Genomic DNA, 23,529 nt, shown 5'->3' with positions numbered 1-23,529 from the left:
GAGCCGACATATGAAAAGATGGAAAACCGTTTGTATGCTTTGTTTTGCGTTTTTGCTGCTTGCCGCCTGCCGGCAGAATGATGCCGATCAGGTGAAGCCGAAAGAGGCGGAAGCTCCTTTAACGGGGTTAAAAACTGACCGGAAACTTGCAGAACGCCGTCCGATTGCAGTGATAGTGAACAATCATCCGAAGGCGAGGCCCCAATCCGGGCTGTCAAAGGCGGATGTTGTCATCGAAGCGCTTGCGGAAGGCAGGATTACGCGGTTTCTCGCGATTTTTCAGAGTGAGATGCCGGAAATGGTCGGGCCTGTGCGGAGCGCGAGGGAATACTTTGTCACCCTCAGCAGCGGGTTTAACAGCATATTTATCCATCATGGCTGGAGTCCCGGCGCTAAAAAGCAACTGGAGTCCGGTGCTTACGATTATATAAACGGTTTGGATTTTGACGGAAGCCTGTTTTGGCGGGCCGATTTCAGCAAGCCGCCCCACAATTCCTACACGTCTTATGACAATATCAAAAAGGCGGCGGAACAAAAAGGATACAAGCTGAACGGAAAAACAAAACCGCTTCCATTTCAGACATCAGAAGCAAAACCCGGAAACGAAACCTACAATATTCGGATAGATTATGGAACACAAAACGTTACAAATCTTGTCGAATACGATTATGATAAAAAAGCTGATACTTATACAAGAAGCTCTGATGGTGTGAAAGCGACAGACCGGGAGACCGGAAAGCCTTTAGCCATGCGCAACATTTTTATTGTTGAAGCCGGCCATCGCATGACAGACAAAGATGGAAGGCGGGCCATCGATATTCAATCAGGAGGGAAAGGCCTCCTGATTCAGCACGGCGATGTTATTGAGTCAGACTGGGAATACAAAGACGGCCGTATTCTGCCTGTTAAAGGCGGTGAGATTCTTCCGTTTGTGCCGGGAAAGACATGGATTAATATCGTTCCTGATCTCGATGCAGCTTCCATTAGTAAAGGAGAAGGTGTTTGACGATGCAAATCGATAAATTACGCGGAAAAGAACTGGACCAGTTATTTTTATCTATTTTATCGCTGAAAGATCTGGAGGAATGCTATCGTTTCTTTGACGATCTTTGTACGATTAATGAAATTCAATCGCTGGCGCAGCGTTTGGAAGTGGCAAGAATGCTCCGCGAAGGAAATACGTACCACAAAATTGAAAGCGAAACGGGTGCTTCCACAGCGACGATTTCCCGAGTGAAGCGCTGCTTAAATTACGGAAATGACGCCTATGAAATGGCGCTTGACCGTGTAAACAAAGGAGAATCCTCCTCAGCAACGTAAAAAACCGACCTGCCGGTGACGGCAGGCGGTTTTTTTTATGCGTGCTGATCCATAAGGCTGGGAAGTTCCCTCAGGCTTCCGTCTTCCTCCCGGTATACGATGTGTTCAGCTGAGAAATGAATCGGCGAGCTGATGCCCGCCGCCGCGGCAAGGTGAAACAGCCCTTCACGCAGGGAAAGCACGTAGTTGCAGACGCGGTGCTGTTTGTCTTCGATACTGAGCGCGCGCTGAAGCTTCGGATCGGTTGTCGCTACACCGACAGGACAATGGTTGGTGTGGCATACTTGAGCGCGGATACAGCCGACTGAAAACATCATTCCCCGGGCAATATTGACAAAATCCGCGCCTAACGCGAGGGCGACGGCAATCTTATCCGGAGTGAGCAGCTTTCCGGATGCGAAAATTTTCAGCTTATCTCTTATACCGTATGTCTTCAAAAGGCCGTCAACTAGGGGGAGGCCGGTCAGAATCGGCAGGCCGACGGAATCCGCCAGCTCATGGAAAGAAGCCCCGGTTCCCCCTTCACTGCCGTCAATCGTAATAAAGTCGGGATGTTTGCCTGATGAACTCATGCAGGAAATAAGGTCTTCAAGGTCTTTGCGGCTGCCGGGGACAATTTTAATGCCGACCGGTTTTTCACCGACAGTCCTTAATTTCTCAATGAAATCAAGCATGTCCGGAACATTTGAGAACTCGTTGAAGCGGTTGGGACTGTCAATGGATTGTCCGGGCTGCACATTCCTGATGGCGGCAATTTCTTCGGTCACCTTTGAGCCGTCAATATGCCCGCCTCTTGCTTTCGCCCCTTGGGCAAGCTTTAATTCAAAGGCTTTAATCTGCTTGAGACGGCTTTTTTTCTTAAATTCTTCCCATGAAAATTCTCCTTCTTCGGTGCGGACGCCGAACAGCCCCGGGCCGATTTGGCAAATAATATCCGCGCCTCCTTTCAGGTGATACTCTGACAGGCCGCCTTCGCCTGTATTCATCCATGTGCCTCCGGCTTGGTGCAGCCCTTTTGACAGGGCGGTAATTGCCCGGTCGCCAAGTGAGCCGTAGCTCATCGCTGATTGTCCGATTAATCCTTTTACATAAAACGGCTTTTTGCATGTGTCACGTCCGATTATTTGCACATCGTCCGGATGCAGGTAATAAGGGTCTGCTTTCGCTTTTTCACGGTGCTCGTTGCGCTTCAGCAGATTGTCCTTGTCAATTTTGTATACCATCGTCTCGATCTTCGGCGTCTGATCTGTGCGCAGCTCTTCCCTTTGTTTCGGGAAGAGGGCGTTACGGATATAATAGCCCGGCTGATCGAAATCCCGTTCTGATCCGAAGCCCATCATTCTGCTTTTATACTTTCCCGACATGACTGTCTGTTCATATTCTCTCCGGGAAAACGGCTGCTCTTCGTTATCATTGCTGAACAAATACTGCCGCAGCTCAGGTCCGATTTTTTCAAATATATAACGCAGCTTTCCCGCTGCGGGATAATTGCGCAGCACTGAATGCTCTTCCTGCTTTTCGTCTCTTATGTATATCCAAAGAAACAATGCGGCGGGAACTAAAATAATCAAAATTAATATACAAATCAGTATGATAATGGCTTGTTCCATTGAAATCAGACTCCTTGCCTTTTTTCTCTTTGACATTCCACATTTTGTCTTTTTTGAAACATAGGCGTATCCCAGCAGGCGGAGCGCAATCTTTTTTTGTGAATCAGGTGAATGACGTCTTTTTCCGTTTTTCCGGGCCAAATGAATTTGTTATAATGTTTAAATGGCAAGAAACGAATGGAGGAACGAAAACGCATGTACGATGTTAACGAGTGGAAGCACGTTTTTAAACTCGATCCGAATAAAGATTTACCGGATGAACAGCTGGAACGGCTTTGTGAATCAGGGACTGACGCCATTGTGATCGGAGGAAGCGACAATGTCACCGAGGACAATGTGCTGAGGCTGATGTCAAAGGTGCGGCGGTTTTTAGTGCCGTGCGTACTTGAGGTGTCAACGATTGATTCCATTGTGCCCGGGTTTGATCTTTATTTCATTCCGAGTGTGCTTAACAGCAAAAATGCGGACTGGATTGTCGGCATGCACCACCAGGCGATGAAAGAATACGGCGAGCTCATGTCAATGGAGGAAATCGTGACCGAGGGCTATTGCATCGTCAATCCTGATTGTAAGGCGGCCGCTTTGACGGAGGCGGATACACATATAGAAACAGAAGATATTCTCGCCTATGCGCGGGTCGCGGAGAATTTGCTTCATCTCCCGATTTTTTATCTGGAATACAGCGGGATGCTGGCGGACATAGAAACAGTGGAGAAAACGAAGGCTGTGCTGGACAAGTCCGTCCTGTTTTACGGCGGCGGCATTAAAGACGCGGAAACGGCGGAACGGTTCGGCCGTCATGCCGATGTCATCGTTGTGGGAAATGCCGTATATGAAGATTTTGACCAGGCGCTCAAAACGGTGGCGGCTGTAAAGACAAAGTAGCTAAGCGGACGAATTTGATTTATGATAGAACATATGTTTGATAGGCGGTGAACGGATATGAATTACATTAGCAATCAATTATTAAGCGGATTAAATCCCGTTCAGCAGGAAGCGGTCAAGACGACGGACGGTCCGCTGCTTCTGATGGCAGGTGCGGGAAGCGGAAAAACACGGGTGCTGACGCACAGAATCGCGTACTTAATGGCGGAAAAGCACGTGGCGCCGTGGAACATTCTGGCGATTACATTTACAAATAAAGCCGCCAGAGAAATGAAGGAGCGGGTGGAGAGCATTCTCGGCCCCGGCGCGGATGAAATCTGGATATCCACCTTCCACAGCATGTGCGTGCGGATTCTGCGCAGGGACATTGACAGAATCGGCATCAACCGAAACTTCTCCATTCTTGATACGGCTGATCAGCTTTCCGTTATTAAAGGGATTCTGAAAGAGCGGAATATCGACCCGAAAAAGTTTGATCCGAGAAGTATTTTAGGCTCGATCAGCAGCGCAAAAAACGAGCTGATCGAACCTGAGGAATTCGCAAAAACGGCCGGCGGCTACTACGATCAGGTCACGAGTGACGTGTATACCGATTATCAGAAAAAACTGCTGAAAAACCAATCGCTCGATTTTGATGATTTAATCATGACGACGATCAAGCTTTTCGAGCGTGTGCCGGAAGTGCTTGAGTTTTATCAGCGCAAATTCCAGTACATTCACGTAGACGAGTATCAGGATACGAACAGAGCGCAATACCTGCTCGTTAAGCAGCTTGCGGCCCGTCTTGAAAATATCTGCGTCGTCGGTGACTCCGACCAGTCCATTTACAGATGGCGCGGGGCGGATATCGCGAATATCCTTTCCTTTGAAAAAGATTATCCGAGCGCAAACGTGATTCTGCTCGAACAAAACTACCGCTCAACAAAGCGGATTCTGCAGGCGGCCAACGAAGTGATCAAAAACAACTCAAACCGCAAGCCGAAAAATCTGTGGACGGAGAATGACGAAGGCGTCAAGCTTGCTTATTACAGCGGCGACAATGAATTCGGCGAAGGCCAATTCGTCGCGGGCAAAATTTATGAGCTGAACAGCTCAGGCCGGCGGAAGCTTTCCGATATCGCGATTTTATACCGGACAAACGCCCAGTCGCGCGTTATCGAGGAAACCCTTTTAAAAGCCGGTCTGAACTACAATATCGTCGGCGGAACCAAGTTCTACGACAGAAAAGAAATTAAAGACATTCTCGCGTATCTGCGCCTTGTGTCAAACCCGGACGATGACATCAGTTTTACGCGGATCGTCAATGTGCCGAAACGGGGCGTCGGCGCCACTTCGCTTGAAAAAATCGCTTCATACGCGGCGATGAACGGCATGTCAATGTTCCAGGCGATCAAACAGATTGATTTCATCGGCGTCAGCGCGAAAGCGGCAAACGCGCTTGACGGCTTTGGCGCGATGATTGAAAATCTGACGAATATGCAGGATTACCTGTCCATTACGGAACTCACGGAAGAAATTCTCGATAAAACGGAATACAGAGAAATGCTGAAGGCTGAAAAGTCTATTGAGGCCCAGAGCCGTCTTGAAAATATCGACGAGTTTCTTTCTGTCACGAAAAACTTCGAACAAAAAAGCGAAGACAAGTCTCTCGTCGCGTTTCTGACCGACCTGGCGCTGATTGCGGATATTGACCAGCTCGACCAGAAGGAAGAGGAATCGGGCGGAAAGGATGCCGTCACGTTAATGACGCTGCACGCCGCTAAGGGGCTTGAATTTCCTGTCGTGTTCTTAATGGGCATGGAGGAAGGCGTATTCCCGCACAGCCGCTCCCTGATGGAAGAAGCCGAGATGGAAGAAGAGCGCAGGCTCGCATATGTAGGCATTACGAGGGCGGAAGAAGAACTGTACTTAACGAATGCCAAAATGCGCACCTTGTTCGGGCGCACCAATATGAATCCGGAATCCCGCTTTATCAGGGAAATACCTGACGATTTATTGGAGAACCTAAATGAGAAGAAAACCCCGCGCATGCAGCCGGGAAGAAAAATGCAGCCGAAACGCGGGCCCGTATCCCGTCCTGTTTCCTACGCGAACAAAACAGGCGGCGACTCGCTCAGCTGGGCGGTCGGCGATAAAGCGGGCCATAAAAAATGGGGCACCGGAACGGTTGTCAGCGTAAAAGGAGAAGGCGAAAGCACAGAGCTTGATATCGCATTCCCGAGCCCAGTCGGCGTGAAACGTCTGCTGGCCGCCTTTGCCCCGATTGAAAAGCAGTAACCTGAAGAGAAAGGAAGAACATGATGGACAAAGAAACAGCGAAACACCGGGCAGAAGAATTGCGCCGCACCATCGATCAGTACAGTTACGAATACTACACCCTAGATGAACCGAGCGTGCCGGATTCCGAGTACGACAGACTGATGCAGGAGCTGATGGCCATAGAAGAAGAGCACCCGGAGCTCAGAACGCCTGATTCGCCCACACAGCGGGTCGGAGGAGCGGTGCTTGAGTCGTTTCAAAAGGTGCAGCACGGCACGCCGATGCTCAGTCTCGGCAACGCATTTAACGATGACGATCTTCGCGATTTTGACCGCCGCGTCCGTCAGGCTGTCGGCGACGGCGTCGCTTACAATGTGGAGCTGAAAATAGACGGTCTTGCTGTTTCTCTCCGTTATGAAGACGGCTATTTCGTCAGAGGCGCGACAAGAGGAGACGGAACGACGGGCGAAGATATTACGGAAAACTTAAAAACGATCCGAAACATTCCGCTGAAAATGAAACGGAACCTCTCCATAGAAGTGCGCGGAGAGGCGTACATGCCGAAACAGTCATTCGAAGCACTCAACGAAGAACGGCTGAAACATGAAGAAGAGCCGTTTGCCAATCCCCGGAATGCGGCTGCGGGCTCACTCCGGCAGCTCGATCCGAAAATTGCAGCGAAACGAAATCTTGACATCTTCGTCTACAGTATAGCGGAGCTTGACGAAATGGGTGTGGAAACACAGAGTCAAGGCCTGGATTTTCTGGATGAGCTCGGTTTTAAAACAAACCAGGAACGGAAAAAATGCGCCACGATAGATGAAGTGATTGAAATGATCGAAGAGCTGCAGGCGAAGCGGGCCGATCTCCCGTATGAAATTGACGGAATCGTTATCAAGGTGGATTCGCTCGATCAGCAGGAAGAGCTCGGGTATACGGCAAAAAGCCCGCGCTGGGCGATTGCTTATAAATTCCCGGCAGAAGAAGTCGTGACAAAACTGCTTGATATCGAACTGAATGTCGGAAGAACGGGCGTCATTACGCCGACTGCAGTCCTGGAGCCGATAAAAGTCGCGGGGACGACGGTCTCAAGAGCATCCCTTCATAACGAAGATTTAATTAAAGAGAAGGATATCCGCATTCTCGATAAAGTGGTCGTCAAAAAAGCGGGCGATATCATCCCTGAGGTCGTCAATGTCTTAGTTGAACAGCGGACCGGAGAAGAAAAAGAATTCAATATGCCGACCGGCTGCCCTGAGTGCGGAAGCGAACTTGTCCGCATTGAAGGAGAGGTCGCGCTGCGCTGTATCAACCCGGAATGCCCGGCGCAAATCAGAGAAGGCCTGATTCATTTTGTCTCACGCAACGCGATGAATATTGACGGCCTCGGAGAACGTGTCATCACACAGCTTTTCCGTGAACATCTCGTACGTAATGTCGCTGATTTATATAAGTTGACAAAAGAACAGGTCATCCGGCTTGAGCGGATGGGGGAAAAATCAACTGACAATCTGATCAGCTCCATCCAAAAGTCGAAAGAGAATTCGCTGGAACGGCTGCTGTTCGGTCTCGGCATCCGTTTTATCGGTTCAAAAGCGGCCAAAACACTGGCCATGCATTTTGAAAGCCTGGAAAATCTGAAACAAGCCACAGAGGAAGAGCTGCTTGCAGTAGACGAAATCGGTGAAAAGATGGCTGATGCCGTCATCACCTACTTCCGAAAAGAAGAAATGCTTGAGCTTTTGAATGAACTGGAAGAGCTCGGTGTGAACACACTCTATAAAGGCCCGAAAAAAGTAAAAGCGGAGGACAGCGACTCTTATTTTGCCGGAAAAACCATCGTGTTAACCGGAAAGCTTGAAGAGCTGTCCAGAAATGAAGCCAAAGCGCAGATCGAAGCGCTCGGCGGAAAGCTGACGGGATCTGTCAGCAAAAAAACAGACTTGGTGATCGCCGGAGAAGCGGCCGGAAGCAAGCTGGAAAAAGCGCAGGAATTAAACATTGAAGTATGGAATGAAGCACAGCTATTGGGAGAGCTAAAGAAATAAGAGGAGTGTTTTCTATTGAAAAAGATGTTGGCATTGGCGGCGACGGCGACCGCGGCAGTATTGATGCTGTCAGCCTGTTCGCCGAGTTTCGGAGGAAAAAAAGAGGAAGAGATCACGCAGAAAACCGCAAAGTCTTCTGAAAAAGCGATCATACCGAAATATAATATCTCTGATTCCTACTATAAGATGGTGCTTCCGTTTAAGGCTGGAAAAGCGCGCGGCCTGACCGCGGACCGGCTGAATACGAGGCTGGACATCGACGAATTCGAGACGGGGCTGATGCGGCTCGCCCAAGACACGTTCCCGACGGATGATTATTTGTATCAGGAAGGCCAGTATTTAGATGAGGATACGGTACTCAGCTGGCTTGACCGTAAAAAAGAAGGCAGTGATCTGAAAAAGGCGAAAAAGGCAGACGCCAATTTTCAGAATCTCGGTTTAAACCCGGTGCTGCCAAGTTCGGGATCGGCAAAAGAGAAAAACGAAAACAGCCCGATTTACTTAGCGTCTATGCTTGAACAGGATTACTTAGTAAGAAAAGATAAAAATTCCATCCAGCTTGGCGGTGTCATGATCGGTCTCGCTCTCAACTCTGTTTACTATTACCGCGAAAAAACCGGTGATCCGCAGCAGGAAGTAGAGCTCAGCGACAAAACGATCCGCAGCCACGGTGAAGAAATCGCCCAGGAAGTCGTTAACCGTCTCCGGAAAATGGATAACCTGAAAAATGTGCCGATTACCGTCGCCCTTTATAAACAAGCGCCGAAAACATCAATCGTACCGGGAAATTACATTGCAAAAACAGAAGTCAAAGCCGGCTCATCCACCATTTCAAACTGGGATGATGTCAAAGAAAAATACGTGTTCTATCCGGCGGATACAGACACGGCAAAGAAATACCCTGACGATTCCGAAGTGTTTAAACGCTTCAAAAACGCGATCGACAGCTACTTCCCGAACTACACCGGAGTAGTCGGAACGGCGATGTACGAAAATGATGAAATGAGAAAAATGAAAATAGAAATTCCGATGCAATTTTACGGTAAAAGCGAAGTCATCGCCTTTACCCAATACTTAACAGGTGAGCTCATGGATTATTATTCAAAAGGCTCAGTCGATGTTGAAATCAATATCACCTCATCAGACGGCCAGGAAGCGCTGATCGTCCGCAATGCGGGTGACAAAGAACCGACCGTCCATATTTACGATTAATTAAGCGCCCTTGTTCATTTCTTGATGAGCAAGGGTTTTCTTGTATATATCGTTGGTGAGAGAAGTGACGTATGTTATGATATTTGTATAAATAGGGATTAACAGGAAAAACTTTTTTGTTTATAGGCGGATGTTACTAATCTGTTAGGAACAAAAAGAAGGGCGGGATGTTGATGAATGACTTATGCTGAGTACACATGTCACTGCCACAAGATATGAAGAGGGTGAATCAGCATGCATAAAGATATTAAAGCGGTTTTTGAGGAAGATAAGGTGCTCGCTAAAGCCGGTGAAATATACGGCTTTACCAAATTTCAATTTATCGCAGACGCAGAGAACTACGTATATGAAATTGTGAAAGATAACGAACCTTATATCTTGAAAATTACGCATACGATCCGCAGAACACCGGAATATATTCTGGGAGAAATGGAATGGCTTCATCATCTCACAAAGGGAGGGCTTTCAGCAGCAAAACCAATTCCTTCATTAAATGGCAGAGATGTCGAAGAAGTGCCGGATGGAAAAGGCGGAGCGTTTTTATTAAGAGTCTATGAAAAAGCGCCGGGCCATAAAGTAGAAGAATCAGACTGGAACGGAACTCTGTTTTATGAGCTTGGCAAGTATACGGGGAACATGCATCGGCTGACGAAAAGCTACCGTCTGAGCGACCCGAAATATAAAAGACAGGAATGGGACGAAGAGGAGCAGCTGAAGCTGAGAAAATACGTGCCCGCAGATCAGCATCTCGTATTTGAGCGGGCGGATGCTTTAATGGAAGAACTGCGGAAGTTGCCGAAGAACCCGGAAAGCTACGGCCTGGTGCACGCCGATTTGCACCATGGCAATTTCAACTGGGACAACGGAAAAATTACTGCCTTTGATTTTGATGATATCGGCTACAATTGGTTTGTGAATGATATCAGTATTTTGTTGTACAACATGTTGTGGTATCCGGTCATCCCGTATGAAGACAAGGCCGCGTTTACGGGTGAATTCATGACACACTTTATGAAAGGCTACAGGGAAGAAAATGACCTTGATCCCGTATGGCTTGAAAAAATCCCGGATTTCCTCCGGCTGCGCCATATGCTGATCTACGGATTATTGCATCAGGCGTTTGACCTAGACTCACTCGGAGATGAAGAGCTTGAGATGCTGAAAGGCTTCAGACGCGATATTGAAAACGAAACACCGATTACTGAATATCATTTTTCTGCATTCGTATAAATAGAAAAACGCCGGCTGACATCAGTCCGGCGTTTTTTTATAACGTATCGCATTTCACTCCGACGACACCCTGAATTTCTTTAATATCATAATACACGTCCGTGGTGTAGCGGTTTTTATGAACGCTGATTTTCACTTCCATAATCGGAAATTCTTTTTCATGCAGATCATCTATCCGGACGGAGTGAATGCGGAGCTGTTTGCTTTTCATTTCCTTTAAAATCTCGGTCATTTTGTCTTTGTCGGAAAGAGACATCCTCACGCGGATATCTTTCTCCTTCAAGCGGTTGGGGCCGATTTTTCTGATCAGCCATGGAAGAAACTCGACGCTGATCAGGATAAACAAGAGGCTTGCGAACGCCTCCTTATAAAAGCCGGCGCCTGTGGCCAGACCCAGTCCGGCTGCACCCCAGATGATAGCCGATGTCGTCAGGCCGGAAATGACGTCATTGCTTTTACGCAGAATCACGCCCGCACCGATAAAGCCGACGCCGGAAATGATTTGGGCGGGAAGACGGAGCGGATCCATCATAATACGGTAATATTTCGGAAAATGATAGGCCGCATTAATGCTGACGATCGTCAGCATACAGGAGCTGACGGCGATGACGATACAGGTTTTCAGTCCGAGCGGTTTATTTTTCAGCTCGCGCTCAAGACCGATGATCATCCCGATCAGCGTGGCAATGCCCAGTTTTAATAAAATGTCCGGATCGATAGGCCAGCTCAATTTGCACAGCACCTCCGCAGTTTTTCTTATAGTAAATTGATATGATTTTCTCACAGTATTTATAGCAGGACAAGTGCGGAAGAAAAAAGCCGTCAGGGATAAAATCTGACGGCTTTTTGTCTATTTCTTCTTTTTCAAAAGAGCTTCCATCCGGCTGAACAGCTGATAAGAAGCATCGGCCGGTTTTTTGGTCAGCAGACTGACGGCAATACCGGCAATCAGACTGAGGAAGAACCCCGGAATGATTTCGTATATGCCGGTTGAAGCGGCAAGCCCCGTCGTAATCCAGATTAGAACGGCCGCAGCTCCGGTAATCATCGCCGCAAGCGCTCCCCATTCATTCATCCGTTTCCAGTACAGACTGAGAAGGAGCGCCGGACCGATGGCCGAACCGAAGCCTGCCCACGCATATCCGACCAGATCAAGAATGGTGCTGTTCGGATTCATGGAAAGCAGGATGGCGATCACGGCCACGATGAATACCGACAAGCGTCCGGTCATGACCAATTCTTTATCGCTCGCTTCCCGTCTGAAAAAGGCGCGGTATAAATCTTCTGTAATGGCGCTTGCCGTTACGAGAAGCTGTGAGGAGATAGAACTCATAATCGCCGCTAAAATCGCGGACAGCAGGAAGCCCGTAATCAGCGGATGGAACAAGATTTTAGAAAAAATAATGAAAATCGTTTCCGGATCTTTTACGGAGACCCCGAAGTGATGAGAATACGCAACCCCGATAATCCCGGTCAGCAGTGAACCGATAACTGAAATAACCATCCAGCTCATCCCGATTCTGCGGGCGGGTTTTAAATCCTTCACTTCTTTAATCGCCATAAATCGTACGATGATATGAGGCTGGCCGTAATAGCCGAGTCCCCATGCCAAGTAAGAAATAATGCTAATGACGCTCGCGCCTTTAAAGATATCCAATAGTTTCGGGTTTACGGCGTTGATCGAATCAATCGTCGTTGAAACGCTCCCGAGCTGGGTAAAAGCAACGATCGGCACAAGCACTAATGCCGCAAACATGATCGCTCCCTGTACGAAGTCAGTCAGACTGACAGCAAGGAAACCGCCAAACAGCGTGTAAAGCACAACAACACCGGCCGTTAAAAACAAACCGAATTTGTAGTCGGCGCCGAATGCCGATTCAAATAACCTGCCTCCGGATACCATTCCGGACGATGTGTACAGTGTGAAAAAGATCATAATAATCACGGCGGAAACAATTTTCAGCAATGATGACGAATGGCGGAACCGTTTATCGAAGAAATCGGGAATCGTAATTGCATCATCCGCAACTTCCGTATAGGCGCGCAGCCTCGGAGCAAGCAGCAGATAATTTGAATATGCGCCGATCGTCAAACCGAGCGCCAGCCATAAGGTCGATAATCCCGTTGCGAACATTGCGCCGGGAACTCCCATCAGCATCCATGCGCTCATGTCCGCCGCACCTGCGGACAGCGCCGTTACGAACGGGCCGAGTCCTCTTCCGCCCAGCATGTAATCATTAATATTCGTTGTCTTTCTGAATGCGTACCAGCCGATTAACAGCATGGCGGCAAAGTAAATGCCAAGAGATATAATTAATTCAATACTCACGTTTCTGGACCCTCTCTTCTTTTAAGTAAATGTTGCATCACCTCTGCAGATTAGTAGTGCCGGACTTTTGCGCCGGCGGCAAGCCTTTAGTTATCATGACATGCCGAATGCATGATTTTGTGCAGGCTATGGTTACTAAACCTAACAAAGTATCCCCGATCAATCAACTCTCGAAACCTGGCCCATTCAAGGAAAAAATCCCCGGCAACATAGAACAGCTTAAAGATGAAAACGCTACCAATAAATTATAAAAGTAAAAATTTTCTGACATATAATTCGTTTCTCTTTCTCCCCGATTTAGGATAAAATAGAGAGGGTTTCATCATGCCTCAGGAGGCGGCGTTTTGTTGCTTTAGAGGGCTCGTTTTTGATATGATCAGTATTATATGACGAAACGGAGAATTATGCGGAGGTGGATCTTATGTCACGAATTTCTATAGAAGAAGTAAAACATGTCGCTCATTTGGCGAGACTCGCCATTACAGATGAAGAAGCTGAAATGTTCACAGAACAGCTTGACAGCATTATCTCGTTTGCCGAGGAGCTTAATGAAGTGGACACGGATAACGTGGAACCGACAACACACGTGCTGAAAATGAAAAACGTAATGAGAGAAGATGAAGCGGGTAAAGGCCTTCCGGTCGAGGATGTCATGAAGAATGCTCCCGATCATAAAGACGGCTATGTCCGTGTGCCATCTATTCTGGATTAAAGGAGGGAGACAGTATGTCATTATTTGATCACAAAATCACAGAACTGAAACAAATGATACATAATAAAGACATCAAGATTTCCGATCTTGTTGACGAATCTTACAAACGGATCGCATCCGTGGATGATAAGGTGCAGGCGTTTTTGCAGCTTGACGAAGAAAGAGCCCGCGCTTACGCGAAAGAGCTTGACGAAGCGGTTGACGGCCGGTCTGAACACGGTCTTCTTTTCGGAATGCCGATCGGCGTCAAAGACAACATCGTGACAAAAGGGCTTCGCACAACATGCTCAAGCAAAATCCTCGAAAACTTCGATCCGATTTACGATGCGACGGTAGTAGAGCGCCTTCAGGCCGCTGAAGCCGTCACGATCGGAAAGCTGAATATGGACGAGTTCGCGATGGGTTCTTCTACTGAAAACTCCGCGTACAAAGCGACGAAAAACCCTTGGAATCTTGATACGGTTCCCGGCGGATCAAGCGGCGGTTCCGCAGCTGCGGTTGCGGCCGGCGAAGTGCCGTTTTCACTCGGATCTGATACCGGCGGCTCCATCCGTCAGCCGGCTTCTTTCTGCGGCGTCGTCGGATTAAAACCTACATACGGACGCGTGTCACGTTACGGTTTGGTCGCTTTTGCATCTTCATTAGACCAGATCGGACCGATCACAAGAAACGTAGAAGATAACGCATTCCTGCTTCAGGCGATTTCAGGCGCGGACAAAATGGACTCTACGAGCGCCAATGTCGAAGTGCCGGACTTTCTTTCTTCATTAACTGGCGACATTAAAGGCTTAAAAATCGCCGTGCCGAAAGAATACCTCGGGGAAGGCGTCGGCAAAGAAGCGAAAGAATCGGTTTTAGCCGCTTTAAAAGTGCTTGAAGACCTTGGAGCGACATGGGAAGAAGTATCTCTGCCGCACAGCAAATACGCGCTTGCGACGTATTATCTGCTGTCATCTTCAGAAGCGTCTGCGAACCTTGCGCGCTTTGACGGCATCCGCTACGGATACCGCTCAGACAATGCGGACAACCTGATCGACCTTTATAAACAGACACGCTCTGAAGGCTTCGGCAACGAAGTGAAGCGCCGCATCATGCTCGGCACCTTCGCGCTCAGCTCAGGCTACTATGACGCGTATTACAAAAAAGCGCAAAAAGTGCGCACGCTCATTAAAAAAGATTTTGAAGACGTCTTTGAGAAATACGATGTCATCGTCGGACCGACAACGCCGACACCGGCTTTCAAAATCGGCGAAAAAACCAGCGATCCGCTCACAATGTACGCCAACGATATTTTAACGATCCCTGTCAATCTCGCGGGTGTGCCGGGAATCAGCGTGCCGTGCGGATTTGCGGACGGACTGCCGCTCGGACTGCAAATCATCGGAAAACACTTCGATGAAGGCACTGTATACCGCGTCGCTCATGCTTTTGAGCAGGCAACAGATCATCATAAAGCGAAACCTGAACTGTAAGGGGTGAAATGAAGTGAACTTTGAAACGGTAATCGGACTTGAAGTCCATGTGGAATTAAAAACAAAATCTAAAATTTTCTCAAGCTCACCGACGCCATTCGGAGCGGAAGCCAATACCCAAACGAGCGTCATTGACCTTGGGTATCCCGGCGTGCTGCCCGTTTTAAACAAAGAAGCGGTCGAATTCGCGATGAAAGCCGCAATGGCTTTGAACTGCGAAATCGCAACGGATACGAAGTTTGACCGGAAAAACTATTTCTACCCGGACAACCCGAAGGCATATCAAATTTCTCAATTTGACAAGCCGATCGGCGAAAACGGCTGGATCGAAATCGAAGTCGGCGGAAAAACGAAAAAAATCGGCATTACCCGTCTTCACCTTGAAGAAGATGCGGGAAAACTGACGCATACGGGCGACGGCTATTCCCTCGTTGACTTCAACCGCCAGGGCACGCCACTTGTCGAGATTGTATCTGAGCCGGATATCCGTACACCGGAGGAAGCTTACGCATATCTCGAAAAGCTGAAATCAATTATCCAATACACAGGCGTGTCTGACTGTAAAATGGAAGAAGGTTCACTGCGCTGTGACGCCAACATTTCTCTCCGTCCGATCGGCCAGGAGAAATTCGGCACAAAAACGGAGCTGAAAAACCTGAACTCCTTCGCATTCGTGCAAAAAGGCCTTGAGCATGAAGAAAAACGCCAGGAGCAGGTGCTTCTGTCAGGAGGCGTCATTCAGCAGGAGACGCGCCGCTACGATGAAGCGACGAAAAAAACCATTTTGATGCGTATCAAAGAAGGTTCGGATGACTATCGTTATTTCCCAGAGCCTGACCTTGTCGAGCTCTACATTGATGACGAATGGAAAGAACGCGTAAGAGCAACCATTCCTGAGCTTCCGGATGAGCGCCGCAAACGTTATATCGAAGAGCTCGGCCTGCCGGCTTATGACGCAATGGTTCTGACGCTGACGAAAGAAATGGCTGATTTCTTCGAAGAAACGGTCAATAAAGGCGCAGAAGCCAAGCAGGCATCAAACTGGCTGATGGGTGAAGTGTCAGCTTACCTGAACGCCGAACAAAAAGAGCTTGAGGATGTCGCACTGACGCCTGAAGGCCTTGCCGGCATGATTAAGCTGATTGAAAAAGGGACCATTTCGTCTAAAATCGCGAAGAAAGTCTTCAAAGAATTAATTGAAAAAGGCGGAGACGCTGAAAAAATCGTCAAAGAAAAAGGCCTCGTGCAGATTTCTGACGAAAGCGTGCTTCTGAAGCTTGTGACAGATGCGCTTGACAGCAACCCGCAGTCAATTGAAGACTTCAAAAACGGAAAAGACCGCGCGATCGGCTTCCTTGTCGGGCAGATTATGAAAGCCTCAAAAGGACAGGCCAACCCGCCGATGGTCAACAAAATCTTACTTGAAGAAATCAAAAAACGATAAAAAAAGCAGCCGCCTGTAAAGGCGCTGCTGACACGGAGACCGGTATGCGCCGGTCTCTTTTTTTTATAAGCTGAAATAGGTTTCAATGGAAGCACGCAGCGTTTCAATCTGTTTATTTCCGCTGCCTGCCAAATTAGACAGCATACCTTTAATAATCGGTTTTCGCGGCTCTTCCTTTGCGCTTTCTTCTTCAATGACTTCCAGCGAAACGAGAACGTCCTCAGGCAGCCCCTGCTGAGCTTTTGCCATTTGAATATCCGCGAGCAGTCTCTTTCTGTCCGCCGCGGGCTGAGTGAAAATATCCTCAGGCAAAAGCGGATCAGGATTGTCTTTTATCAGTCCGGTAATCAGATCATCGATCCTGGCGATCAGAAAGGGGGCCACGTTTTCCGTCCGGAATGCCGTATTTTCATTGAAAATCAAGAAATGAATATAAGAGCTCACAATTCCTTGGGCCATAACGGATGCGTCCGCTAAAAACGGTATGACGGCATCTCCGTAAACGGAAAGCAAAGCATCCCGGTACAGCATGTTAAATTGAATATTCGCCTCATGAAAGTATTGTTTTACCTTTTGATTTTCTGGGATGACCTTTTCGCTCAGCAAGAGAATGATAAAGTCCTTATGCTCCATAAATTCCTGGAATTGATATGCGATTTGTTTTTGGAATACGTCCTTAGGCGGTTTATGCTGATGTTCTGTTTTGATCTTCTTTATTTCTTCCATAGACATGCCGATGTAATACTCACATGCGGACAGCAAAAGGTCTTCTTTTGATTTGAAATGGAGATAGAAGGCTCCTTTTGAAATTCCGCATTCACCGGCGATTTCCTGAATGGTTGTTGAAGAAAACCCTTTTTTGGCAAATAAATGGATGCCTGTTTTTATGATTTTCTCTTTTTTTTCGTTCATGACGTGCTTCCCCTTAATCCTGAAAAATTTAGAAAAATTTACTGCCTTATTAGTTGACGATGTTGAGTTATACCGTTTAGTATTATATAGAATGACCAGTCAGTCAATAAAAAATAACGGAGGACATGATGAACCACATTATTAACTTTGTACTGAAGAACAAATTCGCAGTTTGGCTGATGACGATTATCGTTACTGTAGCAGGGCTGTATGCCGGTCTGAATATGAAACAGGAATCCATACCGGACGTCAACATGCCTTACCTTTCAGTAAATACGACTTATCCCGGAGCTGCTCCGAGTCAAGTTGCGGATGACGTGACGAAACCAATTGAGCAGGCGGTGCAGAATTTAGAAGGAGTGAGCGTCGTATCGTCCACATCCTCTGAAAACGTCTCATCGGTTACGATTGAATATGATTACAGCAAGGATATGGACAAGGCGAAAACTGAAGTCGCTGAAGCGCTGGACAGTGTCAGCCTTCCTGACGACGCGAAAAAACCTGACATTTCCCGTTACAGCATCAACTCTTTCCCGATTTTGACGCTCAGTGTGACAAGCGGCAAAAGCTCGCTTGAAGATCTGACCAAAAATGTGGAAAACACTCTCGTTCCTAAGCTCAAAGGCATCCAGGGCGTTGCGTCCGTGCAAGTTTCCGGACAGCAGGAAGAGCAGGTGGAATTCTCTTTCAAAGACAAAAAAATGAAAGAGTACGGACTTGATGAAGATACCGTCAAGAAAGTGATCCAAGGCTCTGACGTCAATACGCCGCTTGGATTGTACACGTTCGGCAACAAAGAAAAATCAGTTGTCGTTAACGGAAATATTACGTCAATTAAAGATCTGAAAGATATGAGAATTCCGGTCACATCTTCTTCTGCCGCTCAAGGTCAAGCGGGCGGAGCTGGTGCGGCATCCGCGGCGGACGCTCAGGCTGCGCAGCAGGCACAGCAAAGCGCATCAGCAGGGGTGCCGACAGTCAAGCTTTCTGACATTGCCGACATTAAAGATGTGAAAAAAGCTGAATCCATTTCCCGCACGAACGGAAAGGACAGCATCGGAATTAATATCGTAAAGGCCAATGACGCCAACACGGTGGAAGTGGCCGATGCGATTAAAGATGAACTGAATCAATACAAAAAAGACCACAAAGGGTTCAAGTACAGCTCGACTCTTGATATGGCAAAGCCGATTACAGAGTCAGTGGAGACGATGTTAAGCAAAGCGATTTTCGGCGCGATTTTTGCGGTCGTGATTATTCTCTTATTCTTAAGAGATATTAAATCAACGATGATTTCTATCGTTTCCATCCCTCTGTCACTGCTGATTGCGCTTCTGGTGCTGAATCAGCTCGATGTCACATTGAACATTATGACACTCGGCGCGATGACGGTCGCTATCGGACGGGTAGTCGATGATTCCATTGTCGTTATCGAAAACATTTACCGCCGCATGAGGCTGAAAGATGAGCCTTTACGCGGGAAGCAATTGGTGCGTGAAGCGACAAAAGAAATGTTTAAACCGATCATGTCATCAACGATCGTAACCATTGCCGTATTCCTGCCGCTTGCCATGGTCGGCGGACAGATCGGCGAACTGTTTATGCCGTTTGCCCTAACAATCGTTTTCGCGCTTGCCGCATCATTGTTGATTTCCATCACCCTGGTGCCGATGCTTGCGCACAGTTTATTCAAAAAATCGCTCACAGGCGCGCCTGTTAAAGCGAAAGAGCATAAGCCGGGCAGATTGGCCGATTTCTATAAAAAAGTGCTGAATTGGTCATTAAGCCATAAATGGATTACATCTATTATCGCGGTTCTGATGCTTGCCGGCAGTTTGTTCCTCGTACCTCTGATCGGCGCGAGCTACCTGCCTGCGCAAGCGGACAAAACAATGCAGCTCACATACACGCCTGAACCGGGCGAAACGAAAAGCGAAGCTGAAAAAGCTGCGCAAAAAGCGGAAGACATGCTGCTTAAACGCAAACATGTCGATACCGTCCAGTATTCATTAGGCTCGCAAAGCCCGCTCGGCGGAAGCTCAAACGGGGCATTGTTCTACGTGAAATACGAGGATGACACGCCTGATTTTGACAAAGAAAAAGACAATGTCTTAAAAGAAGTCAAAAAAACATCCAGCCGCGGCGAATGGAAATCACAAAATTTCAGCTCGTCAGGCAACAACAACGAATTAACGTACTATGTGTACGGAGATTCAGAGTCTGATATTAAAGGCACGGTCAAAGACATCGAAGGCATCATGAAAAAGCAGAAGGATCTGAAAGACGTCAACTCAGGCCTTTCAAGCACATATGATGAGTACACGTTCACCGCTGACCAGGAGAAGCTCAGCAAGCTGGGCCTGACGGCTTCGCAAATCTCCCAAGCCTTGATGCCGCAAACGTCACAGTCTCCTTTGACAACGGTGAAAAAAGACGGCAAAGAGCTTGACGTAAACATCAAAACAGAAAAAGACCAGTATAAGAGTGTAAAAGAATTAGAGGATAAAACCATCACGTCGCCTGCAGGCCAAGAAGTAAAAATCGGCGATGTGGCGAAAGTGAAAAACGGCACGACATCTGATACCATTTCCAGACGCGATGGCAAAGTGTACGCTGATGTAACGGCAACCGTCACTTCTGACAACATCACGAAGGTGTCATCAGCCGTTCAAAAGAAAGTAGACAAACTGGATAAGCCGGACAATGTCTCCATTGATACCGGCGGTGTATCAGCCGATATTGCTGATTCCTTTACGAAACTCGGTTTAGCGATGCTTGCCGCAATCGCCATCGTATACCTCGTACTTGTGATCACGTTCGGCGGAGCATTAGCGCCGTTTGCGATTCTGTTCTCGCTGCCGTTTACAATCATCGGCGCATTAGCCGGACTGTATGTATCCGGAGAGACGATCAGTCTGAATGCCATGATCGGTATGCTGATGCTGATCGGAATCGTCGTTACAAACGCGATTGTCTTAATTGACCGCGTCATTCATAAAGAAGCGGAAGGCTTATCGACGAGAGAAGCGCTCCTTGAAGCCGGCTCTACGAGATTGCGTCCGATTCTGATGACGGCGATCGCGACAATCGGCGCCCTGCTTCCATTGGCATTGGGCTTTGAAGGCGGAAGCCAGGTCATTTCTAAAGGACTCGGTGTCACCGTTATCGGCGGTTTAATCAGTTCGACTCTGCTTACCCTTCTGATTGTGCCGATCGTATATGAAGTATTGGCGAAATTCCGTAAGAAAAAACCAGGAACAGAAGAAGAGTAAGACAGCGGGCCTTGGCTCCTTAAAAGGAGCCGAGGCCTTTTTTCTTCTGGCAATTCCTGTACATATTGTTGCGATTTTCTCAAGTCATAGTATAATTAAAGGTTGTTAGTGTTAATAATGGATCGGATACTCTTAAGTAGGATGATGAGATAATGAAACGTGCACGCATAATATACAATCCGACTTCAGGACGGGAGCTTTTTAAGAAAAATCTTGCCCAGGTCCTGCAAAAATTTGAACAAGCCGGTTATGAAACCTCCACCCATGCCACCACATGCGCGGGGGATGCCACTCACGCCGCAAAAGAAGCCGCTTTGCGGGAGTTTGACCTGATTATCGCAGCCGGCGGAGACGGAACGATTAATGAAGTCGTCAACGGCCTTGCGCCGTTAGACAAACGCCCGACACTCGGCATCATTCCGGTCGGCACGACAAATGACTTCGCCAGAGCGCTGGGCATTCCGAGAGAGAGTATACTGAATGCCGCTGATACCGTCATTAACGGCGCAGCCCGCCCGATCGACATCGGTCAGGTGAACGGTCAGTACTTCATCAACATCGCCGGCGGAGGCCGTCTGACGGAGCTGACGTATGATGTGCCGAGCAAACTGAAAACAATGCTCGGCCAGCTTGCTTATTATTTAAAGGGAATGGAAATGCTGCCTTCACTTCGACCGACAGAAGTCGAGATTGAATATGACGGCAAGCTGTTTCAAGGCGAAATTATGCTGTTTTTAGTGACGCTGACCAACTCGGTCGGCGGATTCGAGAAGCTGGCCCCTGATTCCAGCCTGAATGACGGCATGTTTGATTTAATTATTTTGAAAAAAGCCAATCTCGCGGAGTTTATCAGAGTCGCGAGCATGGCGCTCAGAGGCGATCATATTAACGATCAGCACATTATCTACACAAAAGCGAACCGTGTGAAAGTCAATGTATCAGAAAAGATGCAGCTGAACCTGGACGGCGAATACGGCGGCATGCTGCCCGGCGAATTCGTGAATCTGTATCGGCATATTCATGTCATCATGCCGAAGGAGAAAGCGGAACAGCTGGATGATTAATACGCGGACAAAATCCTAAAACAGTATTCGTTTTAGGATTTTGTCATCTTTTCAGCGTGATCGGAAACCTTTGAAGGCCTGAATTTGAAGGTTTGCCAGCACGCTGAAACAAGGCTATTGGTAAAACTAGAGGTGATTATAGATGAAAATGAAACCCCCGGTAGAAAAAAATGAATACTATGACGTGACATTTGAGGATTTGACGCACGAAGGAGCGGGCGTCGCAAAGGTTGAGGGCTTCCCGATCTTCGTGCCGAACGCCCTGCCTGAGGAAAAAGCGCAAATCAAAGTGACACGCGTCAAAAAAGGCTTCGCTTTCGGCCGCTTGATTGAGCTGAAGGAAGAAAGCCCGCACAGAACGGATGCTCCGTGCCCAATCTACAAGCAATGCGGCGGCTGCCAGCTTCAGCACATGACCTATGAAGGCCAGCTATTATTTAAACAGAAACAAGTCAAAGACGTCTTAGAACGGATCGGCAAGCTGGATCTCTCTAAAGTCACCGTGCACCCGACGCTCGGCATGGAAGACCCGTGGAACTACAGAAACAAAGCACAGGTGCCTGTTGGTGAAAGAGAAAGCGGACTCGTCGCCGGCTTTTATCAGCAAAGAAGCCATGACATCATCGACATGAGCGCCTGCCTGATTCAGCAATCCAAAAACGACGAAGCCGTCCAAGCCGTCAAGGACATCTGCGCAAACTACGGTGTCAAAGCCTACAACGAAGAACGCCACAAAGGCTGGCTCCGCCATATCATGGTCAGATACGGCGTCGTCACGGGCGAAATGATGATCGTCTTCATCACAAGAACAAACGACTTCCCGCACAAAGCGAAGATCATCGAAGACATTACGGCGCAATTCCCGCACGTTAAATCCATCGTGCAAAACATCAACCCAAATAAAACAAACGTGATTTTTGGGGACGAAACAAACGTCATCTGGGGCGAAGAATACATCTACGACCTCATCGGAGACGTCAAATTCGCCATCTCCGCCAGATCGTTCTATCAGGTTAATCCAGAGCAAACGAAAGTGCTCTACGACAAAGCGCTTGAGTACGCGGAGCTTCAAGGGGAAGAAACCGTCATCGACGCCTACTGCGGCATCGGAACGATTTCTCTCTTCTTGGCGAAGCAGGCGAAAAAAGTGTACGGCGTCGAAATCGTGCCGGAAGCCATCGAGGATGCAAAACGCAACGCTGAGCTGAACGGCATCACAAACGCGGAATTTGCAGTCGGAGAAGCAGAAACCGTCATTCCAAAGTGGTACGAAGAAGGCATCACGGCCGACACCCTCGTCGTCGACCCGCCAAGAAAAGGCTGCGACGAAGCCCTCCTGCGGACAATCATCGACATGAAACCGAAGCGGGTGGTGTACGTGTCCTGCAACCCAGGAACGCTTGCAAGAGACCTGCGGGTGCTTGAGGATGGCGGGTATGCGATGCTCGAAGTGCAGCCCGTGGATATGTTCCCGCATACGAATCATGTGGAGTGTGTGGCTGTGCTGGAATTAATTAAATAAGGAAGCAGGTGGGTTCGAGAATCGAATAAAAAAATTCTCGAACTTCATCTGCTTTTATTTCAAGAATTAACTCAAGAAAGCGATGAAGTATTTCTTGAGTTAATTCTTGAAATTCCATAAAAGCATCTAACTGTTGTTTAATTTCATTGATATTGGTTTCAAGAGAAGATTTCAATTGCTCGGTTTTAGAATTGATAATGTACGTGTGGTTATTGATATCGATGACACTCCATCATAA

The 23,529-nt window shown here is 47.9% G+C and carries 17 protein-coding genes; 13 read left to right on the top strand and 4 right to left on the bottom strand.

Features of this window, described 5'->3' with window-relative positions; translation table 11 throughout:
• The first annotated feature begins 10 nt into the window (after positions 1 to 10).
• Both ACXN9U_RS11145 and ACXN9U_RS11140 read left to right on the top strand, forming a co-directional pair.
• Entirely contained in the window at positions 11 to 1,006 is a 996-nt protein-coding gene (locus ACXN9U_RS11145; RefSeq protein ID WP_489201659.1) for a DUF3048 domain-containing protein, read from the top strand.
• A 2-nt stretch (positions 1,007 to 1,008) separates the two neighbouring features.
• On the top strand, positions 1,009 to 1,320 hold the full coding sequence (locus ACXN9U_RS11140) for a YerC/YecD family TrpR-related protein (RefSeq protein WP_003155745.1): 312 nt from the start codon (positions 1,009 to 1,011) through the stop codon (positions 1,318 to 1,320).
• Positions 1,321 to 1,355: 35 nt separating this feature from the next.
• Here ACXN9U_RS11140 and ACXN9U_RS11135 read toward each other — a convergent pair whose 3' ends face one another.
• Positions 1,356 to 2,930 carry an FMN-binding glutamate synthase family protein gene (locus tag ACXN9U_RS11135; protein WP_489201658.1) on the bottom strand — a complete coding sequence of 525 codons (1,575 nt, stop codon included), beginning with the start codon at positions 2,928 to 2,930 and terminating at the stop codon, positions 1,356 to 1,358.
• Between the two features lie 195 nt (positions 2,931 to 3,125).
• Here ACXN9U_RS11135 and pcrB point away from each other — a divergent pair, with 195 nt between their 5' ends.
• From pcrB to ACXN9U_RS11110, 5 genes are all read left to right on the top strand, one after another.
• Complete coding sequence (gene pcrB, locus ACXN9U_RS11130) at positions 3,126 to 3,815, top strand: heptaprenylglyceryl phosphate synthase (protein WP_047476393.1); 690 nt, start codon at positions 3,126 to 3,128, stop codon at positions 3,813 to 3,815.
• A gap of 57 nt (positions 3,816 to 3,872) precedes the next feature.
• Positions 3,873 to 6,092: a DNA helicase PcrA gene (gene pcrA / locus ACXN9U_RS11125; RefSeq protein WP_045926642.1), complete on the top strand. Its 2,220-nt coding sequence runs from the start codon at positions 3,873 to 3,875 to the stop codon at positions 6,090 to 6,092.
• A 23-nt stretch (positions 6,093 to 6,115) separates the two neighbouring features.
• The gene (gene ligA / locus ACXN9U_RS11120) at positions 6,116 to 8,122 is read left to right on the top strand and encodes an NAD-dependent DNA ligase LigA (RefSeq protein WP_489201657.1); all 2,007 of its coding nucleotides are present in this window, start codon (positions 6,116 to 6,118) and stop codon (positions 8,120 to 8,122) included.
• Positions 8,123 to 8,137: 15 nt separating this feature from the next.
• Positions 8,138 to 9,334, top strand: coding sequence for a CamS family sex pheromone protein (locus tag ACXN9U_RS11115; RefSeq protein WP_016937002.1), 1,197 nt, complete (start codon positions 8,138 to 8,140; stop codon positions 9,332 to 9,334).
• A gap of 234 nt (positions 9,335 to 9,568) precedes the next feature.
• Positions 9,569 to 10,564, top strand: a complete 996-nt coding sequence (locus ACXN9U_RS11110) for a phosphotransferase enzyme family protein (RefSeq protein WP_489201656.1) — start codon at positions 9,569 to 9,571, stop codon at positions 10,562 to 10,564.
• 37 nt (positions 10,565 to 10,601) lie between these two features.
• On the opposite strand, the gene ACXN9U_RS11105 is transcribed toward ACXN9U_RS11110, so the two are convergent.
• Both ACXN9U_RS11105 and putP read right to left on the bottom strand, forming a co-directional pair.
• On the bottom strand, positions 10,602 to 11,294 hold the full coding sequence (locus tag ACXN9U_RS11105) for an MgtC/SapB family protein (RefSeq protein ID WP_045926645.1): 693 nt from the start codon (positions 11,292 to 11,294) through the stop codon (positions 10,602 to 10,604).
• Between the two features lie 120 nt (positions 11,295 to 11,414).
• On the bottom strand, positions 11,415 to 12,893 hold the full coding sequence (gene putP, locus ACXN9U_RS11100; protein ID WP_489201655.1) for a sodium/proline symporter PutP: 1,479 nt from the start codon (positions 12,891 to 12,893) through the stop codon (positions 11,415 to 11,417).
• A gap of 421 nt (positions 12,894 to 13,314) precedes the next feature.
• On the opposite strand from putP, the gene gatC reads away from it, so the two are divergent.
• The 3 genes from gatC to gatB are packed head-to-tail and all read left to right on the top strand — an operon-like array spanning position 13,315 to position 16,521.
• A complete protein-coding gene (gene gatC / locus ACXN9U_RS11095) occupies positions 13,315 to 13,605 on the top strand; it encodes an Asp-tRNA(Asn)/Glu-tRNA(Gln) amidotransferase subunit GatC (RefSeq protein WP_003155732.1) in 291 nt (96 codons plus the stop codon).
• Between the two features lie 14 nt (positions 13,606 to 13,619).
• Positions 13,620 to 15,077, top strand: a complete 1,458-nt coding sequence (gatA, locus tag ACXN9U_RS11090) for an Asp-tRNA(Asn)/Glu-tRNA(Gln) amidotransferase subunit GatA (protein WP_016936998.1) — start codon at positions 13,620 to 13,622, stop codon at positions 15,075 to 15,077.
• Positions 15,078 to 15,090: 13 nt separating this feature from the next.
• Complete coding sequence (gene gatB, locus ACXN9U_RS11085) at positions 15,091 to 16,521, top strand: Asp-tRNA(Asn)/Glu-tRNA(Gln) amidotransferase subunit GatB (RefSeq protein WP_016936997.1); 1,431 nt, start codon at positions 15,091 to 15,093, stop codon at positions 16,519 to 16,521.
• Between the two features lie 63 nt (positions 16,522 to 16,584).
• Here gatB and ACXN9U_RS11080 read toward each other — a convergent pair whose 3' ends face one another.
• Positions 16,585 to 17,433: a TetR/AcrR family transcriptional regulator gene (locus ACXN9U_RS11080; protein ID WP_060963388.1), complete on the bottom strand. Its 849-nt coding sequence runs from the start codon at positions 17,431 to 17,433 to the stop codon at positions 16,585 to 16,587.
• Positions 17,434 to 17,561: 128 nt separating this feature from the next.
• On the opposite strand from ACXN9U_RS11080, the gene ACXN9U_RS11075 reads away from it, so the two are divergent.
• From ACXN9U_RS11075 to rlmD, 3 genes are all read left to right on the top strand, one after another.
• Complete coding sequence (locus tag ACXN9U_RS11075) at positions 17,562 to 20,705, top strand: efflux RND transporter permease subunit (protein ID WP_489201654.1); 3,144 nt, start codon at positions 17,562 to 17,564, stop codon at positions 20,703 to 20,705.
• A 152-nt stretch (positions 20,706 to 20,857) separates the two neighbouring features.
• On the top strand, positions 20,858 to 21,769 hold the full coding sequence (locus tag ACXN9U_RS11070) for a diacylglycerol kinase (RefSeq protein WP_060963386.1): 912 nt from the start codon (positions 20,858 to 20,860) through the stop codon (positions 21,767 to 21,769).
• Positions 21,770 to 21,911: 142 nt separating this feature from the next.
• Positions 21,912 to 23,291 carry a 23S rRNA (uracil(1939)-C(5))-methyltransferase RlmD gene (gene rlmD / locus ACXN9U_RS11065; RefSeq protein WP_489201653.1) on the top strand — a complete coding sequence of 460 codons (1,380 nt, stop codon included), beginning with the start codon at positions 21,912 to 21,914 and terminating at the stop codon, positions 23,289 to 23,291.
• The last annotated feature ends 238 nt before the right edge of the window (positions 23,292 to 23,529 follow it).

Source organism: Bacillus sp. BACIII (assembly GCF_057836745.1).
Note: the sequence above shows the minus strand (reverse complement) of the source record. Positions and strands in the feature narration are given on the sequence as shown.

Coding starts and splice junctions, on each gene's coding strand:
- ACXN9U_RS11145 (WP_489201659.1), top strand. CDS start 11: ATGAAAAGATGGAAAACCGTTTGTATGCTTTGTTTTGCGTTTTTGCTG.
- ACXN9U_RS11140 (WP_003155745.1), top strand. CDS start 1,009: ATGCAAATCGATAAATTACGCGGAAAAGAACTGGACCAGTTATTTTTA.
- ACXN9U_RS11135 (WP_489201658.1), bottom strand. CDS start 2,930: ATGGAACAAGCCATTATCATACTGATTTGTATATTAATTTTGATTATT.
- pcrB (WP_047476393.1), top strand. CDS start 3,126: ATGTACGATGTTAACGAGTGGAAGCACGTTTTTAAACTCGATCCGAAT.
- pcrA (WP_045926642.1), top strand. CDS start 3,873: ATGAATTACATTAGCAATCAATTATTAAGCGGATTAAATCCCGTTCAG.
- ligA (WP_489201657.1), top strand. CDS start 6,116: ATGGACAAAGAAACAGCGAAACACCGGGCAGAAGAATTGCGCCGCACC.
- ACXN9U_RS11110 (WP_489201656.1), top strand. CDS start 9,569: ATGCATAAAGATATTAAAGCGGTTTTTGAGGAAGATAAGGTGCTCGCT.
- gatC (WP_003155732.1), top strand. CDS start 13,315: ATGTCACGAATTTCTATAGAAGAAGTAAAACATGTCGCTCATTTGGCG.
- gatA (WP_016936998.1), top strand. CDS start 13,620: ATGTCATTATTTGATCACAAAATCACAGAACTGAAACAAATGATACAT.
- ACXN9U_RS11080 (WP_060963388.1), bottom strand. CDS start 17,433: ATGAACGAAAAAAAAGAGAAAATCATAAAAACAGGCATCCATTTATTT.
- ACXN9U_RS11075 (WP_489201654.1), top strand. CDS start 17,562: ATGAACCACATTATTAACTTTGTACTGAAGAACAAATTCGCAGTTTGG.
- ACXN9U_RS11070 (WP_060963386.1), top strand. CDS start 20,858: ATGAAACGTGCACGCATAATATACAATCCGACTTCAGGACGGGAGCTT.
- rlmD (WP_489201653.1), top strand. CDS start 21,912: ATGAAAATGAAACCCCCGGTAGAAAAAAATGAATACTATGACGTGACA.